This is a genomic window from Streptomyces sp. SID13726 (assembly GCF_010548375.1).
Taxonomy (GTDB): Bacteria; Actinomycetota; Actinomycetes; order Streptomycetales; family Streptomycetaceae; genus Streptomyces.
In genome coordinates, this window is the sequence record NZ_JAAGLY010000027.1 from 19,407 (window position 1) to 42,645 (window position 23,239).

At 70.4% G+C, this 23,239-nt stretch carries 22 protein-coding genes; 1 reads left to right on the forward strand and 21 read right to left on the reverse strand.

Features of this window, described 5'->3' with window-relative positions:
* Positions 1-230: 230 nt before the first annotated feature.
* From coaBC to pyrR, 12 genes are all read right to left on the reverse strand, one after another.
* Positions 231-1,433: a bifunctional phosphopantothenoylcysteine decarboxylase/phosphopantothenate--cysteine ligase CoaBC gene (gene coaBC / locus G3I78_RS40125; RefSeq protein ID WP_164434178.1), complete on the reverse strand. Its 1,203-nt coding sequence runs from the start codon at positions 1,431-1,433 to the stop codon at positions 231-233.
* Between the two features lie 105 nt (positions 1,434-1,538).
* Entirely contained in the window at positions 1,539-1,811 is a 273-nt protein-coding gene (rpoZ, locus tag G3I78_RS40130; protein ID WP_003977348.1) for a DNA-directed RNA polymerase subunit omega, read from the reverse strand.
* Positions 1,812-1,839: 28 nt separating this feature from the next.
* Positions 1,840-2,433, reverse strand: coding sequence for a guanylate kinase (gene gmk, locus G3I78_RS40135; RefSeq protein ID WP_164434180.1), 594 nt, complete (start codon positions 2,431-2,433; stop codon positions 1,840-1,842).
* Positions 2,434-2,493: 60 nt separating this feature from the next.
* A complete protein-coding gene (locus tag G3I78_RS40140) occupies positions 2,494-2,817 on the reverse strand; it encodes an integration host factor (protein WP_003977346.1) in 324 nt (107 codons plus the stop codon).
* A gap of 356 nt (positions 2,818-3,173) precedes the next feature.
* Entirely contained in the window at positions 3,174-4,019 is an 846-nt protein-coding gene (gene pyrF / locus G3I78_RS40145; RefSeq protein ID WP_164434182.1) for an orotidine-5'-phosphate decarboxylase, read from the reverse strand.
* Positions 4,016-5,116 (reverse strand): quinone-dependent dihydroorotate dehydrogenase, encoded by a 1,101-nt coding sequence (locus G3I78_RS40150; RefSeq protein WP_164434184.1) that lies wholly within the window; start codon positions 5,114-5,116, stop codon positions 4,016-4,018. Before G3I78_RS40150 ends, pyrF begins: the two co-directional genes overlap by 4 nt.
* Before the next feature lie 70 nt (positions 5,117-5,186).
* Entirely contained in the window at positions 5,187-8,495 is a 3,309-nt protein-coding gene (carB, locus tag G3I78_RS40155; RefSeq protein ID WP_164434192.1) for a carbamoyl-phosphate synthase large subunit, read from the reverse strand.
* Positions 8,488-9,630, reverse strand: coding sequence for a glutamine-hydrolyzing carbamoyl-phosphate synthase small subunit (carA, locus tag G3I78_RS40160; protein WP_164434194.1), 1,143 nt, complete (start codon positions 9,628-9,630; stop codon positions 8,488-8,490). The genes carB and carA overlap by 8 nt, the downstream gene beginning before the upstream one ends.
* Positions 9,627-10,202 (reverse strand): hypothetical protein, encoded by a 576-nt coding sequence (locus tag G3I78_RS40165; RefSeq protein WP_164434197.1) that lies wholly within the window; start codon positions 10,200-10,202, stop codon positions 9,627-9,629. The genes carA and G3I78_RS40165 overlap by 4 nt, the downstream gene beginning before the upstream one ends.
* Entirely contained in the window at positions 10,199-11,485 is a 1,287-nt protein-coding gene (locus tag G3I78_RS40170) for a dihydroorotase (protein WP_164434199.1), read from the reverse strand. The genes G3I78_RS40165 and G3I78_RS40170 overlap by 4 nt, the downstream gene beginning before the upstream one ends.
* A 5-nt stretch (positions 11,486-11,490) precedes the next feature.
* Positions 11,491-12,468, reverse strand: coding sequence for an aspartate carbamoyltransferase catalytic subunit (locus G3I78_RS40175; RefSeq protein WP_164434201.1), 978 nt, complete (start codon positions 12,466-12,468; stop codon positions 11,491-11,493).
* A gap of 81 nt (positions 12,469-12,549) precedes the next feature.
* Positions 12,550-13,119, reverse strand: a complete 570-nt coding sequence (pyrR, locus tag G3I78_RS40180) for a bifunctional pyr operon transcriptional regulator/uracil phosphoribosyltransferase PyrR (RefSeq protein WP_164434203.1) — start codon at positions 13,117-13,119, stop codon at positions 12,550-12,552.
* A 252-nt stretch (positions 13,120-13,371) separates the two neighbouring features.
* Between pyrR and bldD the strand changes: the two genes are divergently transcribed.
* Positions 13,372-13,872 carry a transcriptional regulator BldD gene (gene bldD / locus G3I78_RS40185; RefSeq protein WP_003956405.1) on the forward strand — a complete coding sequence of 167 codons (501 nt, stop codon included), beginning with the start codon at positions 13,372-13,374 and terminating at the stop codon, positions 13,870-13,872.
* 226 nt (positions 13,873-14,098) lie between these two features.
* Here the strand turns inward: bldD and nusB are convergent, their stop codons facing one another.
* The 9 genes from nusB to mltG all read right to left on the reverse strand — a co-directional run bounded on the left by nusB (position 14,099) and on the right by mltG (position 23,152).
* Positions 14,099-14,533 (reverse strand): transcription antitermination factor NusB, encoded by a 435-nt coding sequence (nusB, locus tag G3I78_RS40190; RefSeq protein WP_164434205.1) that lies wholly within the window; start codon positions 14,531-14,533, stop codon positions 14,099-14,101.
* Positions 14,534-14,535: 2 nt separating this feature from the next.
* Positions 14,536-15,102 carry an elongation factor P gene (efp, locus tag G3I78_RS40195; RefSeq protein ID WP_033532566.1) on the reverse strand — a complete coding sequence of 189 codons (567 nt, stop codon included), beginning with the start codon at positions 15,100-15,102 and terminating at the stop codon, positions 14,536-14,538.
* Positions 15,103-15,153: 51 nt separating this feature from the next.
* Positions 15,154-16,260, reverse strand: a complete 1,107-nt coding sequence (locus G3I78_RS40200) for an aminopeptidase P family protein (protein WP_164434207.1) — start codon at positions 16,258-16,260, stop codon at positions 15,154-15,156.
* 286 nt (positions 16,261-16,546) lie between these two features.
* Positions 16,547-17,374, reverse strand: a complete 828-nt coding sequence (locus tag G3I78_RS40205) for a Pro-rich N-terminal domain-containing protein (protein WP_164434209.1) — start codon at positions 17,372-17,374, stop codon at positions 16,547-16,549.
* A 273-nt stretch (positions 17,375-17,647) separates the two neighbouring features.
* Positions 17,648-18,739, reverse strand: coding sequence for a 3-dehydroquinate synthase (gene aroB, locus G3I78_RS40210; protein ID WP_164434211.1), 1,092 nt, complete (start codon positions 18,737-18,739; stop codon positions 17,648-17,650).
* Entirely contained in the window at positions 18,736-19,248 is a 513-nt protein-coding gene (locus tag G3I78_RS40215; protein WP_164434213.1) for a shikimate kinase, read from the reverse strand. The genes aroB and G3I78_RS40215 overlap by 4 nt, the downstream gene beginning before the upstream one ends.
* Positions 19,245-20,429, reverse strand: a complete 1,185-nt coding sequence (gene aroC / locus G3I78_RS40220) for a chorismate synthase (RefSeq protein WP_164434215.1) — start codon at positions 20,427-20,429, stop codon at positions 19,245-19,247. The genes G3I78_RS40215 and aroC overlap by 4 nt, the downstream gene beginning before the upstream one ends.
* 184 nt (positions 20,430-20,613) lie before the next feature.
* Positions 20,614-21,453, reverse strand: a complete 840-nt coding sequence (locus tag G3I78_RS40225; protein ID WP_164434217.1) for a shikimate dehydrogenase — start codon at positions 21,451-21,453, stop codon at positions 20,614-20,616.
* Positions 21,434-23,152 carry an endolytic transglycosylase MltG gene (mltG, locus tag G3I78_RS40230; RefSeq protein WP_164434219.1) on the reverse strand — a complete coding sequence of 573 codons (1,719 nt, stop codon included), beginning with the start codon at positions 23,150-23,152 and terminating at the stop codon, positions 21,434-21,436. Before mltG ends, G3I78_RS40225 begins: the two co-directional genes overlap by 20 nt.
* Between the last annotated feature and the right edge of the window lie 87 nt (positions 23,153-23,239).

The window sequence follows — 23,239 nt, forward strand, 5'->3', positions numbered from 1 at the left end:
GGGGTTGCAGCGGCTGCTGGCTGATCATTGGCGGACGGGCTCGGGGGCTGCGCCCGGCGCCGTCCGAGAACAGTTTATCGGTCGTGCTCGGCCACCGGCCCCCCTGTCTCGTCACTCGGGAGGGCTGTGACCTGCGGCACGGGCATTGTGCCCAATTCCTGGTGGGCTTGACCAGGGGCGCCACGCCTCCACGGCAGAGGTCCGAGGTGACCGAGAAGCGAATGAAACAGTCAGTCGAGCCGCCGCGTCACCAGGTCCCAGACGATTTCGGCCAGGGCTTCCTTGGGCCCGTACGGCACCGGCGTCTCGCTGCCGTCGGCGCCCAGCACCACCGCTTCGTTCTCCTCGGACCCGAAGGTCTTACGCTCGCCCACCTCGTTGACGACGAGCAGGTCGCAGCCCTTGCGCGCCAGCTTCGTACGGCCGTTGGCCAGGACGTCGTCGGTCTCGGCGGCGAAGCCGACTATCACCTGGCCGGCGCGGGCGCGGTCGGCAGAGATCTCGGCGAGGATGTCCGGATTCCGCACCAGGGCGATGGGCTCGGGCTCCTGGTCGTCCTTCTTCTTGATCTTCCCGGCGGCGTACGTCTGCGGGCGGAAGTCCGCGACCGCCGCGGCCATGACGACCGCGTCGGCGTCCGCGGCCGCCTTCAGAACCGCCTCGCGCAGTTGTACGGCCGTCCCGACGGGCACGACGTCCACGCCTGCCGGGTCCGGCAGCCCGGTGTTCGCCGAGACGAGCGTGACCCGGGCCCCGCGCGCGGCGGCGGTGCGGGCGAGGGCGTAACCCTGCTTGCCGGAGGAGCGGTTGCCGAGGAAGCGGACCGGGTCGAGGGGCTCGCGGGTGCCGCCCGCGCTGACGACGACGTGCCGCCCGGCGAGGTCGGGCTCCCGTACTCCCCTGGCCAGTACACGGCGGCAGACCTCGAAGATCTCCGCCGGGTCAGGCAGCCGCCCCTTGCCGGTGTCGACGCCGGTCAGCCGGCCGACGGCCGGTTCGATGACGACGGCGCCGCGGCGGCGCAGCGTCGCCACGTTCTCCTGGGTGGCCGGGTGTTCCCACATCTCCGTGTGCATGGCGGGCGCGAAGAGGACCGGGCAGCGGGCGGTGAGGAGGGTGTTGGTGAGCAGGTCGTCCGCGAGGCCGTGGGCGGCCTTGGCGAGCATGTCGGCGGTGGCCGGGGCGACGACGACCAGGTCGGCGTGTTGCCCGATGCGGACGTGCGGGACCTCGTGGACGCCGTCCCAGACCTCGGTCGAGACCGGCTTGCCGGAGAGGGCGGACCATGTGGCCGCGCCGACGAAGTGGAGGGCGGAGGCGGTGGGCACCACGCGGACGTCATGGCCCGACTCGGTCAGTCTGCGCAGCAGCTCACACGCCTTGTACGCGGCGATGCCGCCGCTGACCCCCAGAACGACCCTCGGCTTGTCCACCGGGCCTCCTCCCACTCGTCGAAGCTACGGCTCCATCACACACCACAGGCCCGACAGTCGCGCTGCCGGGCCTGTGGATAAGTCAGCGAAAAGCTGAAAGTACTACTACTGCGCCGGACCCTCGATGGCCTCGGACGTCAGCAGACCCGCGTTGATCTCGCGGAGGGCGATCGAGAGCGGCTTCTCGTGGACGTGGGTGTCCACCAGCGGACCGACGTACTCAAGCAGGCCCTCGCCGAGCTGCGAGTAGTACGCGTTGATCTGGCGGGCCCGCTTGGCCGCGTAGATCACGAGGCTGTACTTCGAGTCGGTGGCCTCGAGGAGCTCGTCGATCGGCGGGTTGATGATGCCCTCGGGCGCGGAGATGGAAGAGGACACGCTCTACCTTCCGAAGTGGGATAAAAGATCAGACAACTTCCATCAAGGCTAGCAGCTCACGTGCTACGTCCTCGACGGAGGTGTTGACCAGGGTCGTGTCGAACTCGGCCTCGGCGGCCAGCTCGACCTTGGCGGCCTCGAGACGGCGCTCGATGACCTCCTTGGATTCGGTGCCCCGACCGGTGAGCCGGCGCACCAGCTCCTCCCAGCTCGGCGGGGCCAGGAAGACCAGCTGCGCCTCCGGCATGGACTCGCGGACCAGCCGCGCGCCCTGCAGGTCGATCTCAAGGAGCACGGGCTCGCCCCGGTCGAGCCGCTCGATCACGGCCGCACGCGGCGTGCCGTAGCGGTTGCCGGCGAACTCGGCCCACTCCAGCAGCTCGCCGTTGGCGATCAGCTTGTCCATCTCCTCGTCGGTGACGAAGAAGTACTGGACTCCGTGCTTCTCACCGGGGCGTGGCCTGCGGGTCGTCGCCGACACCGAGAGCCAGACCTCGGGGTGTTCCTTGCGCATATGAGCGACGACCGTGCTCTTGCCGACCCCTGAGGGGCCGGAGAGCACGGTCAGCCGCGGACGTACGTCCGGGGGCTCGGGGGTCGTCCCCCGGAATGTTGCAGCCATGCAGCGATTATTCCAGCAATCCCGGAGTGCCCGGGACTCCCCGTCCGGAGAGCATCCGGTTCAGGAACCGGTGCTGCCGAACTCACGCTCCAGGGAAGCGATCTGGTTGGAACCGAGGCCGCGTACACGACGGCTCTCGGAGATGCCCAGTCGCTCCATGATCTGCTTGGCGCGGACCTTGCCCACGCCCGGCAGGGACTCGAGCAGCGCGGAGACCTTCATCTTGCCGATGACGTCGTTCTCCTGGCCCTGCTTGATGACCTCGTGCAGGGAGGCGCCGGAGTGCTTGAGTCGATTCTTGACCTCGGCCCGCTCCCGGCGAGCCGCGGCGGCCTTTTCGAGCGCGGCTGCGCGCTGTTCAGGGGTAAGGGGCGGAAGAGCCACGCCTACGTCACCTCGGATGTCGAACTGTCGGATACGGACCGGTGAGGAACCTAGTCGCCCCACACCTGGGGAGCTACGAGCAACACGCTTGCCCGTTCACTCTGCGTCGGAGACTAGCGGCCAAGCGCGCCAGAGTCAGCGAGAACAGCGGAAAAGTCCTGGTCAGCCTCCGTCAGGCCGGACATTTCAGACATACTGCCCCGGATTTGAGGATGTATTCAGACTCAAGCGGGCCTCGAACCACTCGTCGGAGGACTCGAACGACCGCGTCGAACACCCGCGACGACCGTCACGAAGACCCATGACGACCGTCACGAACACCTCGCACGGTCGTCGCACGCGCGTCGCTCGATCTCCTATCCGGTCGCCGAGGCGGTCCGGATCTCCTCCGCGAACCGCTCGGCGGACGCCCGCAGCGCGCCGACGTCGGGCCCGTGCCGCAGCACCCCCCGGCTGACGTTCGGCACGACATTGCGGATCGCCGCCCCGAAGACCCCGGGAAGATCGGCCGGAGTGGCCCCCTGGGCGCCCACGCCGGGCGCGAGGAGCGGACCGTTGATGTCCAGATCGTACGACGACAGATCGCCGAGCGTGGCCCCTACTACGGCCCCGAAGGACCCCAGGGGCTCCTCCCCGGTGTTCTCGGCGGCCAGATGGGCCAGCATCGTCGCTCCGACGTTCCGCCCGTCCGCGCGGACCGCGTGCTGGACCTCACCGCCCTCGGGGTTGGACGTGAGGGCGAGCACGAACAGACCCGCGCCGTTCTCGCGCGCGAGGGCGATCGCCGGCGACAGCGAGCCGTAGCCGAGATACGGCGACACGGTCAGCGCGTCCGAGAACAGCGGGGAGTCCTTGCGCAGGAACGCCTCGGCGTACGCGGCCATGGTCGAACCGATGTCACCGCGCTTGGCGTCCATGAGGACCAGCGCACCGGCCGACCGCGCCTCCTCGACGGTCTTCTCCAGTACGGCGACCCCGCGCGAGCCGAAGCGCTCGAAGAACGCGCTCTGCGGCTTGAAGACGGCGACCCGGTCGGACAGCGCCTCGACGACCGTGCGGCTGAACCGCTCCAGACCGGCCACGTCGTCGTTCAGGCCCCACTCGGTGAGCAGCGAGGCGTGCGGGTCGATGCCGACGCAGAGCGGGCCGCGCTCGTCCATGGCACGCCGCAGCCGGGCGCCGAAGGGCTCGTACGAGGTCATGCCGTCTTCCTCACGTCGGCGCCGACCGCGTCGGCGAGGGTGGCGTACGGGCTCGTGCGCAGGCGCGCGGCGAGGCCCTTGTGGAGGGCGCGGGACCAGAAGGGGCCTTCGTAGATGAACGCGCTGTAGCCCTGGACCAGCGTGGCACCCGCCAGGATGCGCTGCCAGGCGTCCTCGGCGTTCTCGACGCCGCCGACGCCCACCAGGGTGATCCGGTCGCCCACGCGCGCGTACAGGCGCCTCAGGACCTCCAGGGAGCGCTCCTTGAGGGGTGCCCCGGAGAGCCCGCCCGTCTCCTTCACCAGCGAGGGCTCCGAGGCCAGGCCCTCGCGCGCGATCGTGGTGTTCGTGGCGATGATCCCGTCCAGGCCGAGTTCGACGGCCAGGTCGGCCACGGAGTCGATGTCCTCGTCGGCGAGGTCGGGCGCGATCTTCACCAGGAGCGGGACGTGGCGGTGGGCGACGATCCGGTCGGCGGCCTCGCGGACGGCGGTCAGGAGCGGGCGCAGGTGGTCGACCGCCTGGAGGTTGCGCAGGCCGGGCGTGTTGGGCGAGGAGACGTTGACGACCAGGTAGTCGGCGTACGGCGCGAGCCGCTCGGCGGACTTCACGTAGTCGCCGACGGCCTCCTCCTCCGGCACGACCTTGGTCTTGCCGATGTTGACGCCCACGACCGTCCTGAAGACCGGCTCACGGGACGCCAGACGGGCCGCCACGGCCAGCGAGCCGTCGTTGTTGAAGCCCATGCGGTTGATGAGCGCACGGTCCTTCACGAGGCGGAAGAGCCGCTTCCTGGGGTTGCCCGGCTGAGCCTCCCCGGTGACCGTGCCGATCTCGACGTGGTCGAAGCCGAGCATGGTCATGCCGTCGATCGCGACGGCGTTCTTGTCGAATCCCGCGGCGAGCCCGAAGGGGCCGTGCATGCGCAGGCCGAAGGCCTCGGTGCGCAGCTCCTTGTGGCGGGGCGCCAGGGCCGCCGCGACGAAGGTGCGCAGCACGGGGACGCGGGCGGCGAGCCGGATCCAGCGGAAGGCCAGGTGATGGGCCCGCTCCGGGTCCATCCGCTTGAAGACGAGGTTGAAGAAGATCTTGTACATGGTGTCCTCACGAAGACAAGGTGTCCTCACGAAGAGGGGGACACCGTTTCCGGTGTCCCCCTCAGGGCTGCTAGTCGCGGGCGGCGGTCAGATGTTCCGCGTGTTCCTGGAGCGAACGGACTCCCACGTCCCCGTGGTTGAGGGCGTCGATGCCCTGGACGGCGGCGGCGAGCGCCTGGACCGTCGTCAGACACGGGACCGACCGCGCCACGGCCGCCGTACGGATCTCGTAGCCGTCGAGGCGGCCGCCGGTGCCGTACGGGGTGTTGACGATGAGGTCGACCTCGCCGTCGTGGATGAGCTGGACGATGGTCTTCTCACCCGCCGGGCCCTCGCCCTCGCTGAGCTTGCGCACGATCGTGGCGTTGATGCCGTTGCGCTTGAGGACCTCGGCGGTGCCGGAGGTGGCGAGCAGCTCGAAGCCGTGGGCGACCAGCTCGCGCGCCGGGAAGATCATCGAGCGCTTGTCGCGGTTGGCGACCGAGATGAACGCGCGGCCCTTGGTCGGCAGCGGGCCGTAGGCGCCCGCCTGCGACTTGGCGTACGCCGTGCCGAAGACGGAGTCGATGCCCATGACCTCGCCGGTGGAGCGCATCTCCGGGCCGAGCACGGTGTCGACGCCGCGGCCGTGGATGTCGCGGAAGCGCGACCACGGCATGACGGCCTCCTTGACGGAGATCGGCGCGTCGAACGGCAGCTCGCCGCCGTCGCCGTTGGCCGGCAGCAGCCCCTCGGTCCGCAGCTCGGCGACGGTCGCGCCCAGCGAGATCCGGGCGGCGGCCTTGGCGAGCGGCACTGCGGTCGCCTTCGAGGTGAAGGGGACGGTGCGGGACGCGCGCGGGTTGGCCTCCAGGACGTAGAGGATGTCGCCGGCCATCGCGAACTGGATGTTGATCAGGCCCCGGACGCCCACCCCGCGCGCGATGGCCTCGGTGGAGGCCCGCAGCCGCTTGATGTCGTGGCCGCCGAGGGTGATCGGCGGCAGCGCGCACGCCGAGTCGCCGGAGTGGATGCCGGCCTCCTCGATGTGCTCCATCACACCGCCGAGGTACAGCTCCTGGCCGTCGTAGAGCGCGTCCACGTCGATCTCGATCGCGTCGTCCAGGAAGCGGTCGACGAGGACCGGCCGGGAGGGGCTGATCTCGGTCGACTCGGCGATGTAGGACTCCAGCCGGGTCTCGTCGTAGACGATCTCCATGCCGCGCCCGCCGAGGACGTACGAGGGCCGGACGAGGACCGGGTAGCCGATCTCGTCCGCGATGGCCTTGGCGCTGGCGAAGGTGGTCGCGGTGCCGTGCTTGGGGGCCGGGAGGCCCGCCTCGGCGAGGACCTGGCCGAAGGCGCCGCGGTCCTCGGCGGCGTGGATCGCCTCGGGCGGGGTGCCGACGACCGGGACGCCGTTGTCCTTGAGCGCCTGCGACAGGCCCAGCGGGGTCTGCCCGCCGAGCTGCACGATCACGCCCGCGACCGGCCCGGCCTGCTGCTCGGCGTGGACGATCTCCAGGACGTCCTCCAGGGTGAGCGGCTCGAAGTAGAGCCGGTCGGAGGTGTCGTAGTCGGTGGAGACGGTCTCGGGGTTGCAGTTGACCATCACCGTCTCGTACCCGGCGTCCGACAGCGCGAAGGACGCGTGCACGCAGGAGTAGTCGAACTCGATGCCCTGGCCGATGCGGTTGGGACCGGAGCCCAGGATGATCACCGCGGGCTTGGTCCGGGACGCGACCTCGTTCTCCTCGTCGTAGGAGGAGTAGAAGTACGGCGTCTTCGCGGCGAACTCGGCGGCGCAGGTGTCGACGGTCTTGTAGACCGGGCGCACGCCGAGCGCGTGCCGCACCTCGCGCACCACGTCCTCGCGCAGGCCCCGGATCTCGCCGATCTGCTGGTCGGAGAAGCCGTGCCGCTTGGCCTCGGCGAGCAGGTCGGCGTCCAGGCGCTCGGCGGCGGCCAGTCCGTCGGCGACCTCCTTGATCAGGAAGAGCTGGTCGACGAACCAGGGGTCGATCTTGGTGTACTCGAAGACCTCCTCGGGCGTGGCGCCCGCGCGGATGGCCTGCATGACGGCGTTGATACGGCCGTCGGTGGGCCGCACCGACTCCTCCAGGAGGGCCGTCTTGTCACCGGGCTCACCCACGAAGGTGAACTGGCTGCCCTTCTTCTCCAGGGAGCGCAGCGCCTTCTGGAAGGCCTCGGTGAAGTTGCGGCCGATGGCCATGGCCTCGCCGACCGACTTCATGGTGGTCGTGAGCGTCGAGTCGGCCGAGGGGAACTTCTCGAAGGCGAACCGGGGGGCCTTCACGACCACGTAGTCGAGCGTCGGCTCGAAGGAGGCCGGGGTCTGCTCGGTGATGTCGTTCGGGATCTCGTCGAGCGTGTAGCCGACGGCGAGCTTCGCGGCGATCTTGGCGATCGGGAAGCCGGTCGCCTTGGAGGCGAGTGCCGAGGACCGGGAGACGCGCGGGTTCATCTCGATGACGATCACGCGACCGTCCTCGGGGTTGACCGCGAACTGGATGTTGCAGCCGCCGGTGTCGACGCCGACCTCGCGGATCACGGCGATGCCGATGTCCCGCAGGATCTGGTACTCGCGGTCGGTGAGCGTCATCGACGGGGCGACGGTGATCGAGTCGCCGGTGTGGACTCCCATGGGGTCGAAGTTCTCGATGGAGCAGACGACCACGACGTTGTCGTGCTTGTCGCGCATCAGCTCCAGTTCGTACTCCTTCCAGCCGAGGATGGACTCCTCCAGGAGCACCTCGGTGGTCGGCGAGAGTGTGAGGCCCTGTCCGGCGATGCGGCGCAGTTCCTCCTCGTCGTGCGCGAAGCCGGAGCCGGCGCCGCCCATGGTGAAGGAGGGGCGCACGACGACCGGGTAGCCGCCGAGCGTGTCGACGCCGGCGAGGACGTCCTCCATGGTGTGGCAGATGACCGAGCGGGCGGACTCGCCGTGCCCGATCTTCTTGCGGACCTCCTCGACGACGTCCTTGAAGAGGTCGCGGTCCTCGCCCTTGTTGATGGCCTCGACGTTGGCGCCGATCAGCTCGACGCCGTACTTGTCGAGGGTGCCGGCCTCGTGCAGCGAGATCGCGGTGTTGAGGGCCGTCTGGCCGCCCAGGGTGGGCAGCAGGGCGTCGGGCCGCTCCTTGGCGATGATCTTCTCGACGAACTCCGGGGTGATCGGCTCGACGTAGGTCGCGTCGGCGATCTCCGGGTCGGTCATGATCGTCGCCGGGTTGGAGTTGACCAGGATGACCCTCAGGCCCTCGGCCTTGAGGACGCGGCACGCCTGGGTGCCGGAGTAGTCGAACTCGGCGGCCTGGCCGATGACGATCGGGCCGGAGCCGATGACCAGGACGGACTGGATATCGGTGCGCTTAGGCACGCTGGCCCTCCATCAGAGCTACGAAGCGGTCGAACAGGTAGGCGGCGTCGTGCGGGCCCGCTGCCGCTTCGGGGTGGTACTGGACGGAGAAGGCCGGCTGGTCGAGCAGCTGGAGCCCCTCCACGACGTCGTCGTTCAGGCAGACGTGGGAGACCTCGGCGCGGCCGAACTTCGTCTCGCTGACCTTGTCGAGCGGTGCGTCCACGGCGAATCCGTGGTTGTGCGCGGTGACCTCGACCTTGCCGGTCGTGCGGTCCTGCACGGGCTGGTTGATGCCCCGGTGGCCGTACTTCAGCTTGTAGGTGCCGAAGCCGAGCGCGCGGCCGAGGATCTGGTTGCCGAAGCAGATGCCGAACAGGGGCGTCTTCCGCTCCAGGACGGCGGTCATCAGCGCGACCGGGCCGTCTGCGGTGGCGGGGTCACCGGGTCCGTTGGAGAAGAAGACTCCGTCGGGGGCGACCGCGTAGACGTCCTCCGCGGTGGCCGTGGCCGGCAGCACGTGCACCTCGATGCCGCGCTCGGCCATGCGGTGCGGGGTCATGCCCTTGATGCCGAGGTCGATGGCGGCGACGGTGAACTTCTTGGTGCCGACCGCGGGGACGACGTACGTCTCCTTGGTGGCGACCTCTTCGTAGAGCGAGGCGCCCTTCATGTGCGGCTGAGCCTGCACGCGCGCGACGAGTTCGGTGTCGGGGGCGATCGACTCGCCGGAGAAGATCCCGGAGCGCATCGAGCCACGCTCGCGCAGATGGCGGGTGAGGGCGCGGGTGTCGATGCCGGAGATCCCGACGATGTCCTGCGCGACCAGCTCGTCGTCCAGGGAGCGCTTGGCCCGCCAGTTGGACGGCACGCGCGCGGGGTCGCGCACCACGTAGCCGGAGACCCAGATGCGGCGGGACTCGTCGTCCTCGTCGTTCCAGCCGGTGTTGCCGATCTGCGGGGCGGTCGCGACAACGATCTGACGGTCGTACGACGGGTCGGTCAGGGTCTCCTGGTAGCCGGTCATGCCGGTGGAGAACACGGCCTCGCCGAAGGTCTCCCCCACGGCCCCGTAGGCACGGCCGCGGAAGATCCGGCCGTCCTCCAGGACGAGTACCGCGGGAGCCTTGGTGGCTCCCCTTGTGGAGGTCGTCATCGTGCGCCTTCCGTTTCCGTCTTGTTGATCATGGAGTTAATGGCGTCGACCCACTCGGTGTGCTCGGCCGCGTGGTCCGAGCGGAACCCCGAGTCGATGAGCCGCTCGCCGTGCGCCCAGGTCACGAGGAGGAGCCCGCCCTCGGTCAGCACCTTGCCGGCGATGCCCTTGCCGAGCACGGCCTCGCGCAGGGCGTCGGCCGGGATGAAGAAGTCCGTCGCGCCGGGGCGCACGACGTCCAGTCCCGCGTCCGTCAGCGTGAGCTCGACCCGGCTGCGGGTGCCGAGGCCGTGCGCCACGATCCGGTCGAGCCACTGCCCGGCGGTGGTGGAGCCGTGGTAGCGGCCGCTCATGCCCAGTCTCGCCGGGCCGGGGTCGTCCGGCGCGGTGGGCAGCTCGGGCAGGTCGCCCTGGAGCGTGCCGCGCCACTTCCAGCCCTCGCGCATCAGCCAGTAGACGAGCGCGACGAAGAGGGCGAGGCCCACGAGCCAGCCGACGCGGGCGGCCCAGTCGGTGACCTCGGCCGACTTCTTCTCGGCGGCGAGGTACGTCAGATGCTGCAGAGATGTCACGTGAGCTTCCCGTCGACGAGCGTGGCCTTGCCCCGGAGCCAGGTGTGCGTGACACGGCCCGGCAGCTCACGCCCCTCGTACGGAGTGTTGCGGCTGCGCGAGGCGAAGCCCGCGGGGTCCACCGACCCACGGTATTCCGTGTCGACCAGCGTGAGGTTGGCGGGCTCACCAGCCGAGACGGGGCGGCCGTGCCCCGTCGCCCGCCCGATCTCGGCGGGCTTGGCGGACATGCGCTCGGCGACCCCGGCCCAGTCCAGCAGGCCCGTCTCCACCATGGTCTCCTGCACCACTGACAACGCGGTCTCCAGGCCGACCATCCCCATGGCGGCCGCGGCCCACTCGCAGTCCTTGTCCTCGTGCGGGTGCGGGGCGTGGTCGGTGGCGACGATGTCGATCGTGCCGTCGGCGAGCGCCTCGCGCAGGGCGAGCACGTCCCGCTCGGTGCGCAGCGGCGGGTTCACCTTGTAGACCGGGTTGTACGACCGCACCAGCTCGTCGGTGAGGAGCAGGTGGTGCGGGGTGACCTCGGCGGTGACGTCGATGCCGCGGGACTTGGCCCAGCGGACGATCTCGACGGACCCTGCGGTCGAGAGGTGGCAGATGTGCACCCGGGAGCCGACGTGCTCGGCGAGCAGGACGTCCCGGGCGATGATCGACTCCTCGGCGACCGCGGGCCAGCCCCCGAGCCCCAGCTCGGCGGAGACGATCCCCTCGTTCATCTGGGCGCCCTCGGTCAGCCGCGGCTCCTGCGCGTGCTGGGCGACGACCCCTCCGAAGGCCTTCACGTACTCCAGGGCGCGGCGCATGATCACGGCGTCGTCGACGCACTTGCCGTCGTCGGAGAAGACGGTCACCCCGGCCGCGGACTCGTGCATGGCACCGAGCTCGGCGAGCTTCCTGCCCTCCAGGCCGACGGTGACGGCCCCGATGGGCTGCACGTCGCAGTAGCCGTGCTCCTGCCCGAGCCGGTAGACCTGCTCGACCACACCGGCGGTGTCGGCGACGGGGAAGGTGTTGGCCATGGCGAACACGGCGGTGTAGCCACCGGAGGCCGCCGCGCGCGTGCCGGTCAGTACGGTCTCGGAGTCCTCGCGGCCGGGCTCGCGCAGGTGCGTGTGCAGGTCGACCAGGCCCGGCAGGAGCACCTTGCCGGCCGCCTCGACGACCTCGGCGCCCTCCGCCGGGAGGCCGGTGCCGACCGCCTCGACGACCGGGCCGTCGATCAGGACGTCCTGCGGCTCGCCGCCGAGCACCTTCGCACCACGGATCAGGATCTTGCTCATGTGACTTACTTCTCCTCGGTACGGGTGTGGCTGACGGCGGGCTCGTTGCCTCCGAGCAGCAGGTACAGGACGGCCATCCGGATGGAGACCCCGTTCGCGACCTGCTCGACGACGGTGCAGCGGTCGGAGTCGGCCACCTCGGCGGTGATCTCCATGCCGCGGACCATCGGGCCGGGGTGCATCACGATGGCGTGCTCCGGCATCCGCGCCATGCGGTCGCCGTCGAGGCCGTAGCGCCGGGAGTACTCGCGCTCGGTCGGGAAGAACGCGGCGTTCATCCGCTCGCGCTGCACGCGCAGCATCATCACCGCGTCGGACTTGGCGAGCGTGCTGTCGAGGTCGTACGACACCTCGCAGGGCCAGGTCTCGACACCGACCGGCACCAGGGTGGGCGGGGCGACGAGAGTGACCTCGGCGCCCAGGGTGTGCAGCAGGTCGACGTTGGAGCGCGCGACCCGGCTGTGCAGGACGTCCCCGACGAGCGTGATCCGCTTGCCGGCGAGGTCCTGGCCGATCCCGGCGTCCCTGCCGACGAGCCGGCGGCGCATGGTGAAGGCGTCCAGCAGGGCCTGGGTGGGGTGCTGGTGGGTGCCGTCTCCGGCGTTGATGACGGCCGCGTCGATCCAGCCGGAGGTGGCGAGGCGGTACGGCGCCCCGGAGGCACCGTGGCGGATGACGACGGCGTCGACGCCCATGGCCTCCAGGGTCTGGGCGGTGTCCTTCAGGGACTCGCCCTTGGAGACCGAGGAGCCCTTGGCGGTGAAGTTGATGACGTCCGCCGAGAGGCGCTTCTCGGCGGCTTCGAAGGAGATACGCGTACGCGTGGAGTCCTCGAAGAAGAGGTTGACGATCGTGCGGCCGCGCAGGGTCGGCAGCTTCTTGATCGGCCGGTCGGCGACCCGGGCCATCTCCTCGGCGGTGTCGAGGATCAGGACGGCGTCGTCGCGGGTGAGGTCGGCGGCCGAGATGAGATGACGCTGCATCTGTCAGGCTCCGTAAGGCAGTTCAGAGGGAGATTCCGGGCAAGCGTGGGCACGCCTGCGCGAGGCGTGCCCCGGGGCTCGCTACTGGGTCTGCTTCACACCGAGCAGCACGGTGTCGCGACCGTCCTCCTCGGCGAGCTGGACCTTGACCGTCTCCCGCAACGACGTGGGGAGGTTCTTGCCGACGTAGTCGGCGCGGATGGGCAGTTCGCGGTGGCCTCGGTCGACGAGGACCGCGAGCTGCACCGCGCGCGGGCGCCCGATGTCGTTCAGGGCGTCCAGGGCGGCGCGGATGGTCCGGCCGGAGAAGAGCACGTCGTCGACGAGGACGACCAGGCGGCCGTCGATGCCGTCACCGGGGATCTCGGTGCGGGCCAGCGCACGCGGCGGATGCATGCGCAGGTCGTCGCGGTACATGGTGATGTCGAGCGAGCCGACCGGGATCTTGCGGTCGGTGATCTCCTCCAGCTTGGCGGCGAGCCGCTGCGCGAGGAAGACGCCTCGGGTCGGGATGCCGAGGAGCACCACGTCGTCGGCGCCCTTGGCGCGCTCGACGATCTCGTGGGCGATACGGGTCAGCACACGTGCGATGTCGGGGCCCTCGAGTACGGGCCGGGCATCCGTGGCTTGCGGTTCCTGCTCTTTGTCCATACGAAACGGACCTCCTTCTCCGCCTCACGGGACGGACCTTAAAGGACGTCGGATTTGCGCCATCCACCGTAGCAGGCCGGGACGACGTCCCTGATCACCCCCTTGGCGTAATCGGCCACCGCTGCCACGGAAGAGTCGGTGTGGACCATTCGGCTTGACGCACAAGAGTCACGCTGCGTAACCTCACAGTGAGTTACCAGACGCGCGGCTCGGGACCACTCGGCCGCGTCGATCCAGTGTCCGGGGAGCTATATGTCCAGCGAATACGCCAAACAGCTCGGGGCCAAGCTCCGGGCCATCCGCACCCAGCAGGGCCTTTCCCTCCACGGTGTCGAGGAGAAGTCCCAGGGACGCTGGAAGGCGGTCGTGGTCGGTTCGTACGAGCGTGGCGACCGCGCGGTGACCGTGCAGCGCCTTGCCGAGCTGGCCGATTTCTACGGCGTACCGGTGCAGGAGCTGCTGCCGGGCACCACTCCGGGCGGGGCCGCCGAGCCGCCGCCGAAGCTGGTCCTGGACCTGGAGCGGCTGGCCCACGTCCCGGCCGAGAAGGCGGGCCCCCTCCAGCGCTATGCCGCGACGATCCAGTCCCAGCGCGGCGACTACAATGGCAAGGTGCTCTCGATCCGCCAGGACGACCTGCGCACACTCGCCGTCATCTACGACCAGTCCCCCTCGGTCCTCACCGAGCAGCTGATCAGCTGGGGTGTGCTGGACGCGGACGCGCGTCGCGCGGTGTCCCACGAGGAGAGCTGAACCGCTCCCAGTCTCAGCAGAAACGTGCCGCCGGGGTGGCCGGAACTTCACGGTTCCGGCCACCCCGGCGGCTTTCTGCGGGCCTGAGGGGTCCGAGCCGTACGGATACGCCTGAGGGCCCGCAGCACTCTCGCTGCGGGCCCTCAGGCGTTTCGCGTCTCTCGCGCCTCGTCATGACGCGGTCGTACCTCGTCGTGACGCGAACGCGCGTCGTCGTGACGCGGACCTACGCCTCGTCCCGGCGCAGCGACGGCTTGAGTTCCTTGAACCGGCCCAGCAGGCCGTTGACGAACGCCGGCGAATCGTCCGTGGAGAACTCCTTGGCCAGCTGCACCATCTCGTCGAGCACCACGGCGTCCGGGGTCTCGTCGACCCAGATCAGCTCGTAGGCGCCCAGCCGCAGGATGTTGCGGTCGACGACCGGCATCCGGTCCAGCGTCCAGCCGACCGCGTACTGCGCGATCAGCTCGTCGATGCGCTTGACGTGCTCGGCGTAGCCCTCGACCAGCTGCATCGTGTACTCGCTGACCGGCGGCTGGCGGGTGTCCTCCCGGGACAGCCGGATCCAGTCCGCGAGGACCGTCAGGACGTCGACTCCGCGCTGGTCGCCCTCGAAGAGGATCTGGAAGGCGCGCTTGCGGGCCGTGTTGCGGGCAGCCACGGTTAGCTGTTCACCCGGCCGAGGTAGTCGCTCGTGCGGGTGTCGACCTTGATCTTCTCACCGGTGGTGATGAAGAGCGGGACCTGGATCTGGTGACCGGTCTCCAGGGTGGCGGGCTTGGTGCCGCCGGTGGAGCGGTCGCCCTGGACGCCCGGCTCGGTCTCCTGGATGACGAGCTCGACGGCGGCCGGCAGCTCGACGAAGAGCACCTCGCCCTCGTGCTGCGCGACGGTGGCCGTGAAGCCCTCGATCAGGAAGTTGGCGGCGTCGCCGACGGCCTTGCGGTCGACCATGAGCTGGTCGTAGGTCTCCATGTCCATGAAGACGAAGTACTCGCCGTCCATGTACGAGAACTGCATGTCGCGCTTGTCGACAGTGGCCGTCTCGACCTTGACGCCGGCGTTGAACGTCTTGTCGACGACCTTGCCGGAGAGCACGTTCTTGAGCTTGGTGCGCACGAAGGCCGGGCCCTTGCCGGGCTTGACGTGCTGGAACTCGACGACGGACCAGAGCTGGCCGCCTTCGAGCTTGAGCACAAGGCCGTTCTTGAGGTCGTTCGTGGAAGCCACGGTTGCGGAATCTCCTGGACTGACGTGGACGACCCCGGCGCACGCCTCTTCCTAGAGGGCGAGCAGCTCCTTGGTCGTGATGGTGAGTAGCTCGGGTCCGCCGTCCGCCTCGGGGCGTACGACGAGCGTGTCATCGATCCGGACGCCGCCCCGTCCCGGGAGGTGGACCCCCGGTTCGACGGTGACCGGCACGCAAGCGTCCAGTTTACCCATGGCCGCGGGGGCCAACTGCGGGTCCTCGTCGATTTCGAGTCCGACACCGTGTCCGGTGCGGGGCGGGAGGCCCTCGTGGTGGCCCGCGGACTCCAGCACCTGACGTGCCGCCCGGTCCACGTCACGGTAGGCGGCGCCGGGTGCCAGCGACTCCCGTCCGGCGCGCTGGGCGGCGAAGACGAGGTCGTACAGCTCGATCTGCCAGTCGGCGGGGGACGTACCGATGACGAAGGTGCGGCCGATCTCGCAGCGGTAGCCGCGGTAGGCGGCGCCCAGGCAGACGGAGAGGAAATCGCCCTCCTCGACCCGGCGGTCGGTGGGGCGGTGGCCCGGGCGGCCGGAGTTCGGTCCGGTGCCCACGGAGGTCGTGAAGGCCGGGCCGTCGGCCCCGTGGTCGACGAGCCGGCGCTCCAGTTCGAGGGCGAGGTGCCGCTCGGTGCGGCCGACGAGGATGGACTCCAGGAGTTCGCCCAGGGCCTGGTCGGCGATCTCGGCACCGATGCGGAGGCAGGAGATCTCCTCCTCGTCCTTGATCACTCTGAGCTGCTCGGCGGCGCCGCCGAGGTCGGCGACGCGCAGCCGGGGCGCGACGGACGCGAGCGCGCGGTGCCGGGCCACGGTGAGGTGGTGCTCCTCCACGGCCAGCGAGCCGATGCCCTGCCCGGTGGCGAGATCGGCCGCGGCGACGGCCGGATCACCGCCCGGCGCGGCCAGGTTGTGCAGTGCGAGTGCCTCGTCGGGCCGCCACGGGGAGGTGCGGTCGTCCGGTGGGCCGGAGCAGACCACCAGGTCCTGGCGCGGACCCAGCAGCAGCACCGAGCCGCTCGGGGCCGCGCCCGCGAGGTAGCGGACGTTGGCGGGGCGCGCGATCAGCGCGGCTTCGCTGCCGCCGGCCTGGCAGCGGTCTCTCAGGCGGGCTCTGCGGGTGGCGTACACCTCTGACATGACTTGAGCGTAGGAGCCCCGCGGGTGCGGCGCCGTTCGGGGAAGGCCGAGTGGGGGTCAGCGGCGGCGGCGCATCCGCTGAGCACGCCACCCACCAGGACGGCTTGCCTCGCTGAGCCCACCACCCACCGAGACCGCTTCCCTCGCTGAGCCCACCACCCGTCAAGACCGCTCCCCCCTGCTGAGCCCACCACCCGACAAGCCCACTTCCCCGCTGAGCCCACCACCCACCAGGACCGCCGCTCCCCCACTGAGCCCACCGCCTACCGGGCCCCCGCCCAGCCCGCTACCAGCTAGGCGGGCTGGCGATCGACCTCGCCAGGACGTCGTCCAGGACCCTCGCCGTCTGTGGGACGTCGAGCTGGGAGTTGTCGATGATCGGCAGTCCTGAGCCGTACCAGCCCGCCATCCGCCCGTGGATCCGCGCGACCTCCTCGTCGGTCAGCCGGCGGTTGCCCGAGCGTTCGGCGTTGCGCTCCAGGACGATCTCCAGGCCCGGCAGCAGCACCACCGGCAGCAGTCCCGGGCCCACGTGCCGCTTCCAGCCGCCGAGGCCGACGACCGGGCGGTCGGGGAAGACCGCGTCGTCGAGGATGCAGGAGATGCCGTTGGCGAGGAAGTTGCGGGCGGCGAATCCGCAGGTGCGGCGGGCGAGGCGGTACTGGGCCTCGGAGTGGTCGTTCCAGCCGGACTGCGGGTCGGCGAAGCCCGAGCGGACCCACTCGCGCACGTCGTCCAGGCTGATGTGGGCGGTGGGGACCCGGCGGTGGTCGGCCCAGTACTTGGCGACGCTGGTCTTACCGGCGCCCGCCGGACCGATGAGCAGCACGGCGAGGGTGGTGCCCGCGGGGTCGGGCGTGGTGGTGGCGGCCGGTGCGACGGGGGCGCCGGGCGGCAGCGGCACATGGCCGGTGGTGTCCGGTACCGGCGCCGGTGAGTGCTGCGGCGCGGGCGGGACCGGAGGCGGGGCGAAGCCCGGTGCCGGGGGCGGCGGGGGCACCGGGGCTGAGCCCTGGTGCGGACCCGGGTGGTGTGCGGCCGGCGTCCAGCCGTTGGCCGGTCCGTGCCCCGGCTGATGGGGCGGCGGCAGCGGAGAACCCACTGCGTGCTGCATCCGGTGCCACTCCGTCTCGTCTTCTTCGGCTCGATCGCCGCCGGGGCGCTCGCGTCGGCCGGGAGCCCGACCGTGCTCGGCCCTCGGGCCCGCGCGCTCGTCCTCTCGTCCCCGACGCGCCCCTCAGGCTCCCTCGCTACAGGCAATTGGCGCTGGCCGCGGGGCACATACCCCGCTCCCTACCGAACGGTACCGCCCCCGGCCGTCGTTTGGTGAAACGGCCGGGGGCGGCCCGAAGTGCCCCTGTCGCAAGGCGAATCCGACGGAAGGGATCTACTGCCCCACCTCGCCGTACGCGGCGAGCAGCACGGCCGGGTCCGGGCCCTCCAGGACGGTGGGCTTGCCCAGTCCGTCCAGGACGATGAAGCGCAGCAGACTGCCGCGGGACTTCTTGTCGACCTTCATGGTCTCCAACAGCTTGGGCCACTGGTCGTAGCGGTAGTGCAGCGGCAGGCCGACCGCCTCCAGGACCGTGCGGTGACGGTCGGCGGTCGCGTCGTCCAGACGGCCCGCGAGCCGGCCCAGTTCGGCGGCGAAGTGCATGCCTACGGCGACGGCGGCGCCGTGGCGCCACTTGTACCGCTCGTTCTTCTCGATGGCGTGGGCGAGCGTGTGGCCGTAGTTGAGGATCTCCCGCAGGCCCGACTCCTTGAGGTCGGAGGAGACGACCTCGGCCTTGACCCGGATCGAGCGCTCGATGAGCTCGGCGGTGTGCGGTCCCGCCGGGGTGCGCGCGGCCTGCGGGTCGGACTCGATGAGCTCCAGGATCTGCGGGTCGGCGATGAATCCGGCCTTGATGATCTCGGCGAGCCCGGAGACGTAGTCGTTGACCGGCAGGGAGTCCAGCGCGGCCAGGTCGCACAGGACACCGGCGGGCGGGTGGAAGGCGCCGACGAGGTTCTTGCCCTCGGCGGTGTTGATGCCGGTCTTGCCGCCGACGGCCGCGTCGACCATGGCGAGCACGGTGGTCGGGACGGCGATCCAGCGCACCCCGCGCAGCCAGGTCGCCGCCACGAACCCGGCGAGGTCGGTGGTCGCGCCGCCGCCGACACCGATCACGACGTCGGAGCGGGTGAAGCCGGACTGGCCGAGCGCCTTCCAGCAGTAGGCGGCGACCTCGGCGGTCTTGGCCTCCTCCGCGTTCGGCACCTGGATGGCGACGGCTTCGTAGCCCTGCCCCGCGAGGTCGGCGCGCAGCGCGTCCCCGGTGTCCGCGAGCGCCTCGGGATGGATCACGGCGACCCGCTGGGCCTTCTCACCGACCAGCCCGGCCAGTTCGCCGAGGAGCTGACGGCCCACCAGGACCTCGTACGGCTCGCTGCCCGCACTGCCGCCGACCTGGATCCGCGTCACTGCCTCGCTCATGCTTGCTTCAACTCCAGTGCGTCCAGCGCGATCTCGGTGACTTCTTCGGGGCTGCGGCCGTCGGTGGCCACCACCGCCGTGGCGATCGACTCGTACAGGTGCCGGCGCGCCTCCATCAGCTCGCGCCACTGCTTGCGCGGGTTGACCGCGAGCAGCGGACGCGCGGTGTTCAGCCCGGTGCGCTTGACGGCCTCCTCGACGTCCATCGAGAGGTAGACGACCCGCTGCCCCGCCAGCGACGCGCGGGTGTCCTCGTCCAGGATCGAGCCGCCGCCCAGCGCGAGAACACCGTCGTGCTCGGCGAGCGCCCGCTCCACGGCGGCCTTCTCGACGGCCCGGAAGACGGGCTCGCCCTCGTCGACGAAGATCTCGGCGATGCTGCGGCCCTGCTCGGCGACGATGTCGTCGTCGGTGTCCCGGTAGCCCACGCCGAGCCGGTCCGCCAGCAGCTGCCCGACGGTGGACTTGCCCACGCCCATCGGCCCGACGAGGACGACCACCGGGCTCATCGGATGGCCAGGTTGTCGAGGTAGGACCGGACGTTGCGGCGGGTCTCCACGACATTGTCGCCGCCGAACTTCTCGGCCACCGCGTCCGCCAGCACCAGCGCGACCATGGCCTCGGCCACGATGCCGGCGGCCGGGACCGCGGACACGTCCGAGCGCTGGTGGTGGGCCTGCGTGGCCTCGCCGGTGGTCACGTCCACGGTCTGCAACGCGCGCGGCACGGTCGCGATCGGCTTCATCGCCGCCCGCACCCGCAGCAGCTCACCGGTGGACAGCCCGCCCTCGGTGCCGCCCGAGCGGCCGGAGACGCGCCGGATGCCCTCGGGGGTGTTCACGATCTCGTCGTGCGCCTTGGAGCCCGGCACCCGCGCCAGCTCGAAGCCGTCGCCGAGCTCGACGCCCTTGATCGCCTGGATGCCCATCAGCGCACCGGCGAGACGGGCGTCCAGCTTGCGGTCCCAGTGCACGTGCGAGCCCAGGCCCACCGGCACGCCGTAGGCCAGGATCTCGACGACCCCGCCCAGCGTGTCGCCGTCCTTGTGCGCCTGGTCGACCTCGGCGACCATCGCCTTCGACGTGTCCGCGTCCAGGCAGCGCAGCGGGTCCGCGTCCAGCTTCTCCACGTCGGCCGGCGTCGGGTACACCCCGGCCGGGGCCTTCACGGAGCACAGCTCGACGACGTGCGAGACGATCTCGATCCCGGCCGTCTCCTTCAGGTACGACCGCGCGACCGCACCGAGCGCCACCCGGGCCGCGGTCTCCCGCGCGGAGGCACGCTCCAGGATCGGCCGGGCCTCGTCGAAGCCGTACTTCTGCATGCCCGCGAGATCGGCGTGGCCGGGACGCGGGCGGGTCAGCGGGGCGTTGCGCGCGAGGCCGGCGAGGACCTCAGGGTCGATGGGGTCGGCCGCCATGACCTGCTCCCACTTGGGCCACTCGGTGTTCCCCACCATGATCGCGACCGGGGAGCCCAGGGACAGACCGTGCCGCACACCGCCGAGGAAGGTGATCTCGTCACGCTCGAACTTCATCCGCGCACCGCGGCCATAGCCCAGCCGGCGCCTCGCCAGGTGGTCCGCCACCATCTCCGTGGTGATCGGCACGCCGGCCGGAAGGCCCTCCAGCGTCGCCACGAGTGCGGGACCGTGGGACTCCCCCGCGGTCAGCCAGCGCAACCTGCTCAACGGTGCTCCTCAGTGCTCGCGCCCTGGTACTGCCCTGCTTACGCGCGTCCTCGCGTACGGCAACGGCGCGACCAGGTGCGCGGCCCCGGCCCGCCGCCTCCGATCCTCCCACGTCCGGCGATGAGAGCCGGTCACAGGTCCAGCAGACGGACGCCCGCCGTGCCTCCGAACGCGGCCGGAAACCTCAGCGGGCCGCCAGCGCGTGCTCGCCCGCCTTGCGCATGGCCTCCACGGGCGCGGGCCGCAGCCCGGTCATCTGCTCGACCTGGAGCACCGCCTGGTGCACCAGCAGGTCGAGGCCGCTGACGACGGCTCCGCCGATCATCGACCAGCGGGCCGCGAGTTCGGTGGGCCAGGGGTCGTAGAGCACGTCGAAGAGGGCGGCGGGGCGCTCGGGTACGGCGTGGGCGAGGGCGTCCGTCGCTCCGGCGGGGGTGGTCGCGATCACGAGGGGGGCGCGCAGCGCGTCGGCCGCGTCCGCCCAGTCCGCCGTACGGACCTCGATGTCCAGGCGCTCGCCCCACTGCCGCATCTCGGCGGCCCGGGCCGCGCTGCGGACGTAGGCGACGACCTCGCCGGTGCAGATCCGGGCGAGGGCGGCGAGCGCGGAGGAGGCGGTGGCGCCGGCGCCGAGGACCGCCGCCGAGTCGACCTGTTCGATGCCGCGTTCGCGGAGGGCGGCGACCATTCCGGGGATGTCGGTGTTGTCGCCGAGTCGGCGGCCGTCCTCGGTGAACACCACGGTGTTGACCGCCTCGACGGAGGCGGCCGTCTCGCTGATCTCGTCGAGCAGCGGTATGACGGCCCGCTTGAGCGGCATCGTCAGCGACAGCCCGGCCCATTCGGGGCCGAGCCCTTCGACGAACCCGGCAAGGGCCGGCTCGTCGAGCTCGAACCGGTCGTACGACCAGTCCGTGAGTCCCAGCTCCTCGTAGGCGGCGCGGTGCAGCACCGGGGAGAGGGAGTGGGCGATGGGCTTGCCGAGGACGGCGGCCCGGCGGGCTTCAGTTGCCCGTGCTCTCATTGAACTTGTCCTTGAGCCGCAGGAATTCGTCGTGGGTCTTGGCGAATTCGGTCTTGTTCACACCGTCGGTCGCGACGAAGTAGTACCAGCCGTCGTCCGTCGGATTCAGGGCCGCCTTCAGTGCGACCGGGCCCGGATTGTCGATCGGGCCGGGCGGCAGACCCTTGTTGGTGTACGTGTTGTACGGGTCCTTGTTGCTCTTGATCTCCGACTCGCTGATCCTGATGTTGCTCTGGCCCACCGCGTAGTTGAAGGTCGAGTCGAACTGGAGGGCTCCATAGGTCTGGGGGTTGGCGAGGTCGAGGCGGTTGTAGACGACTTCGGCCATCTTGCGGTAGTCGTCCTCGGTCTTGCCTTCGGCCTGAACAAGGCTCGCGACCGTGATGACCTGCAACGGACCGTCCAGCTTGAGTGCCTTGGCCTTCGCCTCCAGGTCGTACTGACCGTACTGCTGGGCGGCCTGGGTGACCATGGCCTTGAGCACCGTCTCGGGCTTCATTCCCTTGGCCGCGGGATAGGTGCCGGGCAGAAGGAAGCCTTCCAGCGGATCCTTGATCTTGCTGTTGTCGTTCGCCCAGCTCGGCAGTCCGAGACTCTTGTATTTCTCCTTGGCGACCTTCTTGGTGGTGCCGGAACTGAGATCGAGTTTCTCGTCGATCCTCTTGTAGACGGCGAGGTTCCGCAGACCCGGTGACACCAGGACGTTGTTCTGGCTCTTCGGGTCGAGCATCATCGCGACGGCGCTCTCGGCGGACATCTCCTTCTTCAGGAGATAGGCGCCGGCCTGGATGGTGTTCCCCTTGGAGTTCTGCTGCTGGGCGGAGACGAACGCGTCGACGCTCTTGACGACCCCCGCGTCCTTCAGCAGCCGCCCGATCGCGTACCCGCCCGCGCCCTTGGGGACCTGGACGGTGACCGTCTGGCCGGTGCCCTCCCCGGCATAGTCCGGGGCTGTGCCGAAACGATTTTGGTAGAACTGGTAGCCGAAGTAGCCGACCCCGGCGATACCGCCGCCGAACACCAGCACCACGACCAGGCAGGCACATCCGCTCCGGCGTTTCTTGGCGCCTTTGCCACCGCGCCCCCGCCGGTCGCCACGGCCGCCCTGAGGATCGTCCGACTCGTCCTCGGCGTCGTCACCGCTCGCGAAGAAGGCGTGTTCGCCCTGGTCGGGGCCGGGATCCCAGTCGGTCTGCGGCTCGGGTTCGGCGCGCCGCCGGCTCGGCGGCTCCGGTGGCGGGTAGGCGTCCGGGGCACCGTAGTAGTCCGCCTGCCCGGCGCCGTACGCGGCGGCCTGCTGACCGTAGGGGTCCGACGGGTCGACGGGGTACTGGGCCTGCGCGCCGTTCGCCCAGCCGTTGTTGTCGTACGACTGCTGCGGCTGGCCTTGGTAGGCCTGCTGGTCGTACTGCTGTTGCTGCTGCTGGTCGTACTGGTGGTTGTACTGCTGGTGCTGGTCGTACTGACCGTCGTGCTGGGGGTACTGCTGCTGGCCCTGGCCATAGGCGACCTGCTGGCCGTCGCCCCAGCCGCCGTTGTCGTACTGCTGCTGCGGCTGCTGCGGATAGTGCTGCGGCTGGCCGCCGTAGGGGGACTGCTGGCCCGCGTGGGCCTGCTGTCCTTCCCATCCACCGTCCCCGTACAACGGGTCCTCGGGATGCCACGGTTCGGAGCCTTGGCCCCGGCCATACTCAGTCATCGATCCCCTAGAGCCGCGAGGTGGTGGTCGCCATGTTCACGACCCGGCTTCCGGTCCGCCTCTTTCTGTGCGGTGACTGTTCGAATG

Coding starts and splice junctions, on each gene's coding strand:
- gmk (WP_164434180.1), bottom strand. CDS start 2,433: ATGGCTGCAACATTCCGGGGGACGACCCCCGAGCCCCCGGACGTACGT.
- pyrF (WP_164434182.1), bottom strand. CDS start 4,019: ATGACCTCGTACGAGCCCTTCGGCGCCCGGCTGCGGCGTGCCATGGAC.
- G3I78_RS40150 (WP_164434184.1), bottom strand. CDS start 5,116: ATGTACAAGATCTTCTTCAACCTCGTCTTCAAGCGGATGGACCCGGAG.
- carA (WP_164434194.1), bottom strand. CDS start 9,630: ATGACGACCTCCACAAGGGGAGCCACCAAGGCTCCCGCGGTACTCGTC.
- G3I78_RS40170 (WP_164434199.1), bottom strand. CDS start 11,485: ATGAGCAAGATCCTGATCCGTGGTGCGAAGGTGCTCGGCGGCGAGCCG.
- G3I78_RS40175 (WP_164434201.1), bottom strand. CDS start 12,468: ATGCAGCGTCATCTCATCTCGGCCGCCGACCTCACCCGCGACGACGCC.
- pyrR (WP_164434203.1), bottom strand. CDS start 13,119: ATGGACAAAGAGCAGGAACCGCAAGCCACGGATGCCCGGCCCGTACTC.
- bldD (WP_003956405.1), top strand. CDS start 13,372: ATGTCCAGCGAATACGCCAAACAGCTCGGGGCCAAGCTCCGGGCCATC.
- G3I78_RS40200 (WP_164434207.1), bottom strand. CDS start 16,260: ATGTCAGAGGTGTACGCCACCCGCAGAGCCCGCCTGAGAGACCGCTGC.
- G3I78_RS40205 (WP_164434209.1), bottom strand. CDS start 17,374: ATGCAGCACGCAGTGGGTTCTCCGCTGCCGCCGCCCCATCAGCCGGGG.
- aroB (WP_164434211.1), bottom strand. CDS start 18,739: ATGAGCGAGGCAGTGACGCGGATCCAGGTCGGCGGCAGTGCGGGCAGC.
- G3I78_RS40215 (WP_164434213.1), bottom strand. CDS start 19,248: ATGAGCCCGGTGGTCGTCCTCGTCGGGCCGATGGGCGTGGGCAAGTCC.
- G3I78_RS40225 (WP_164434217.1), bottom strand. CDS start 21,453: ATGAGAGCACGGGCAACTGAAGCCCGCCGGGCCGCCGTCCTCGGCAAG.
- mltG (WP_164434219.1), bottom strand. CDS start 23,152: ATGACTGAGTATGGCCGGGGCCAAGGCTCCGAACCGTGGCATCCCGAG.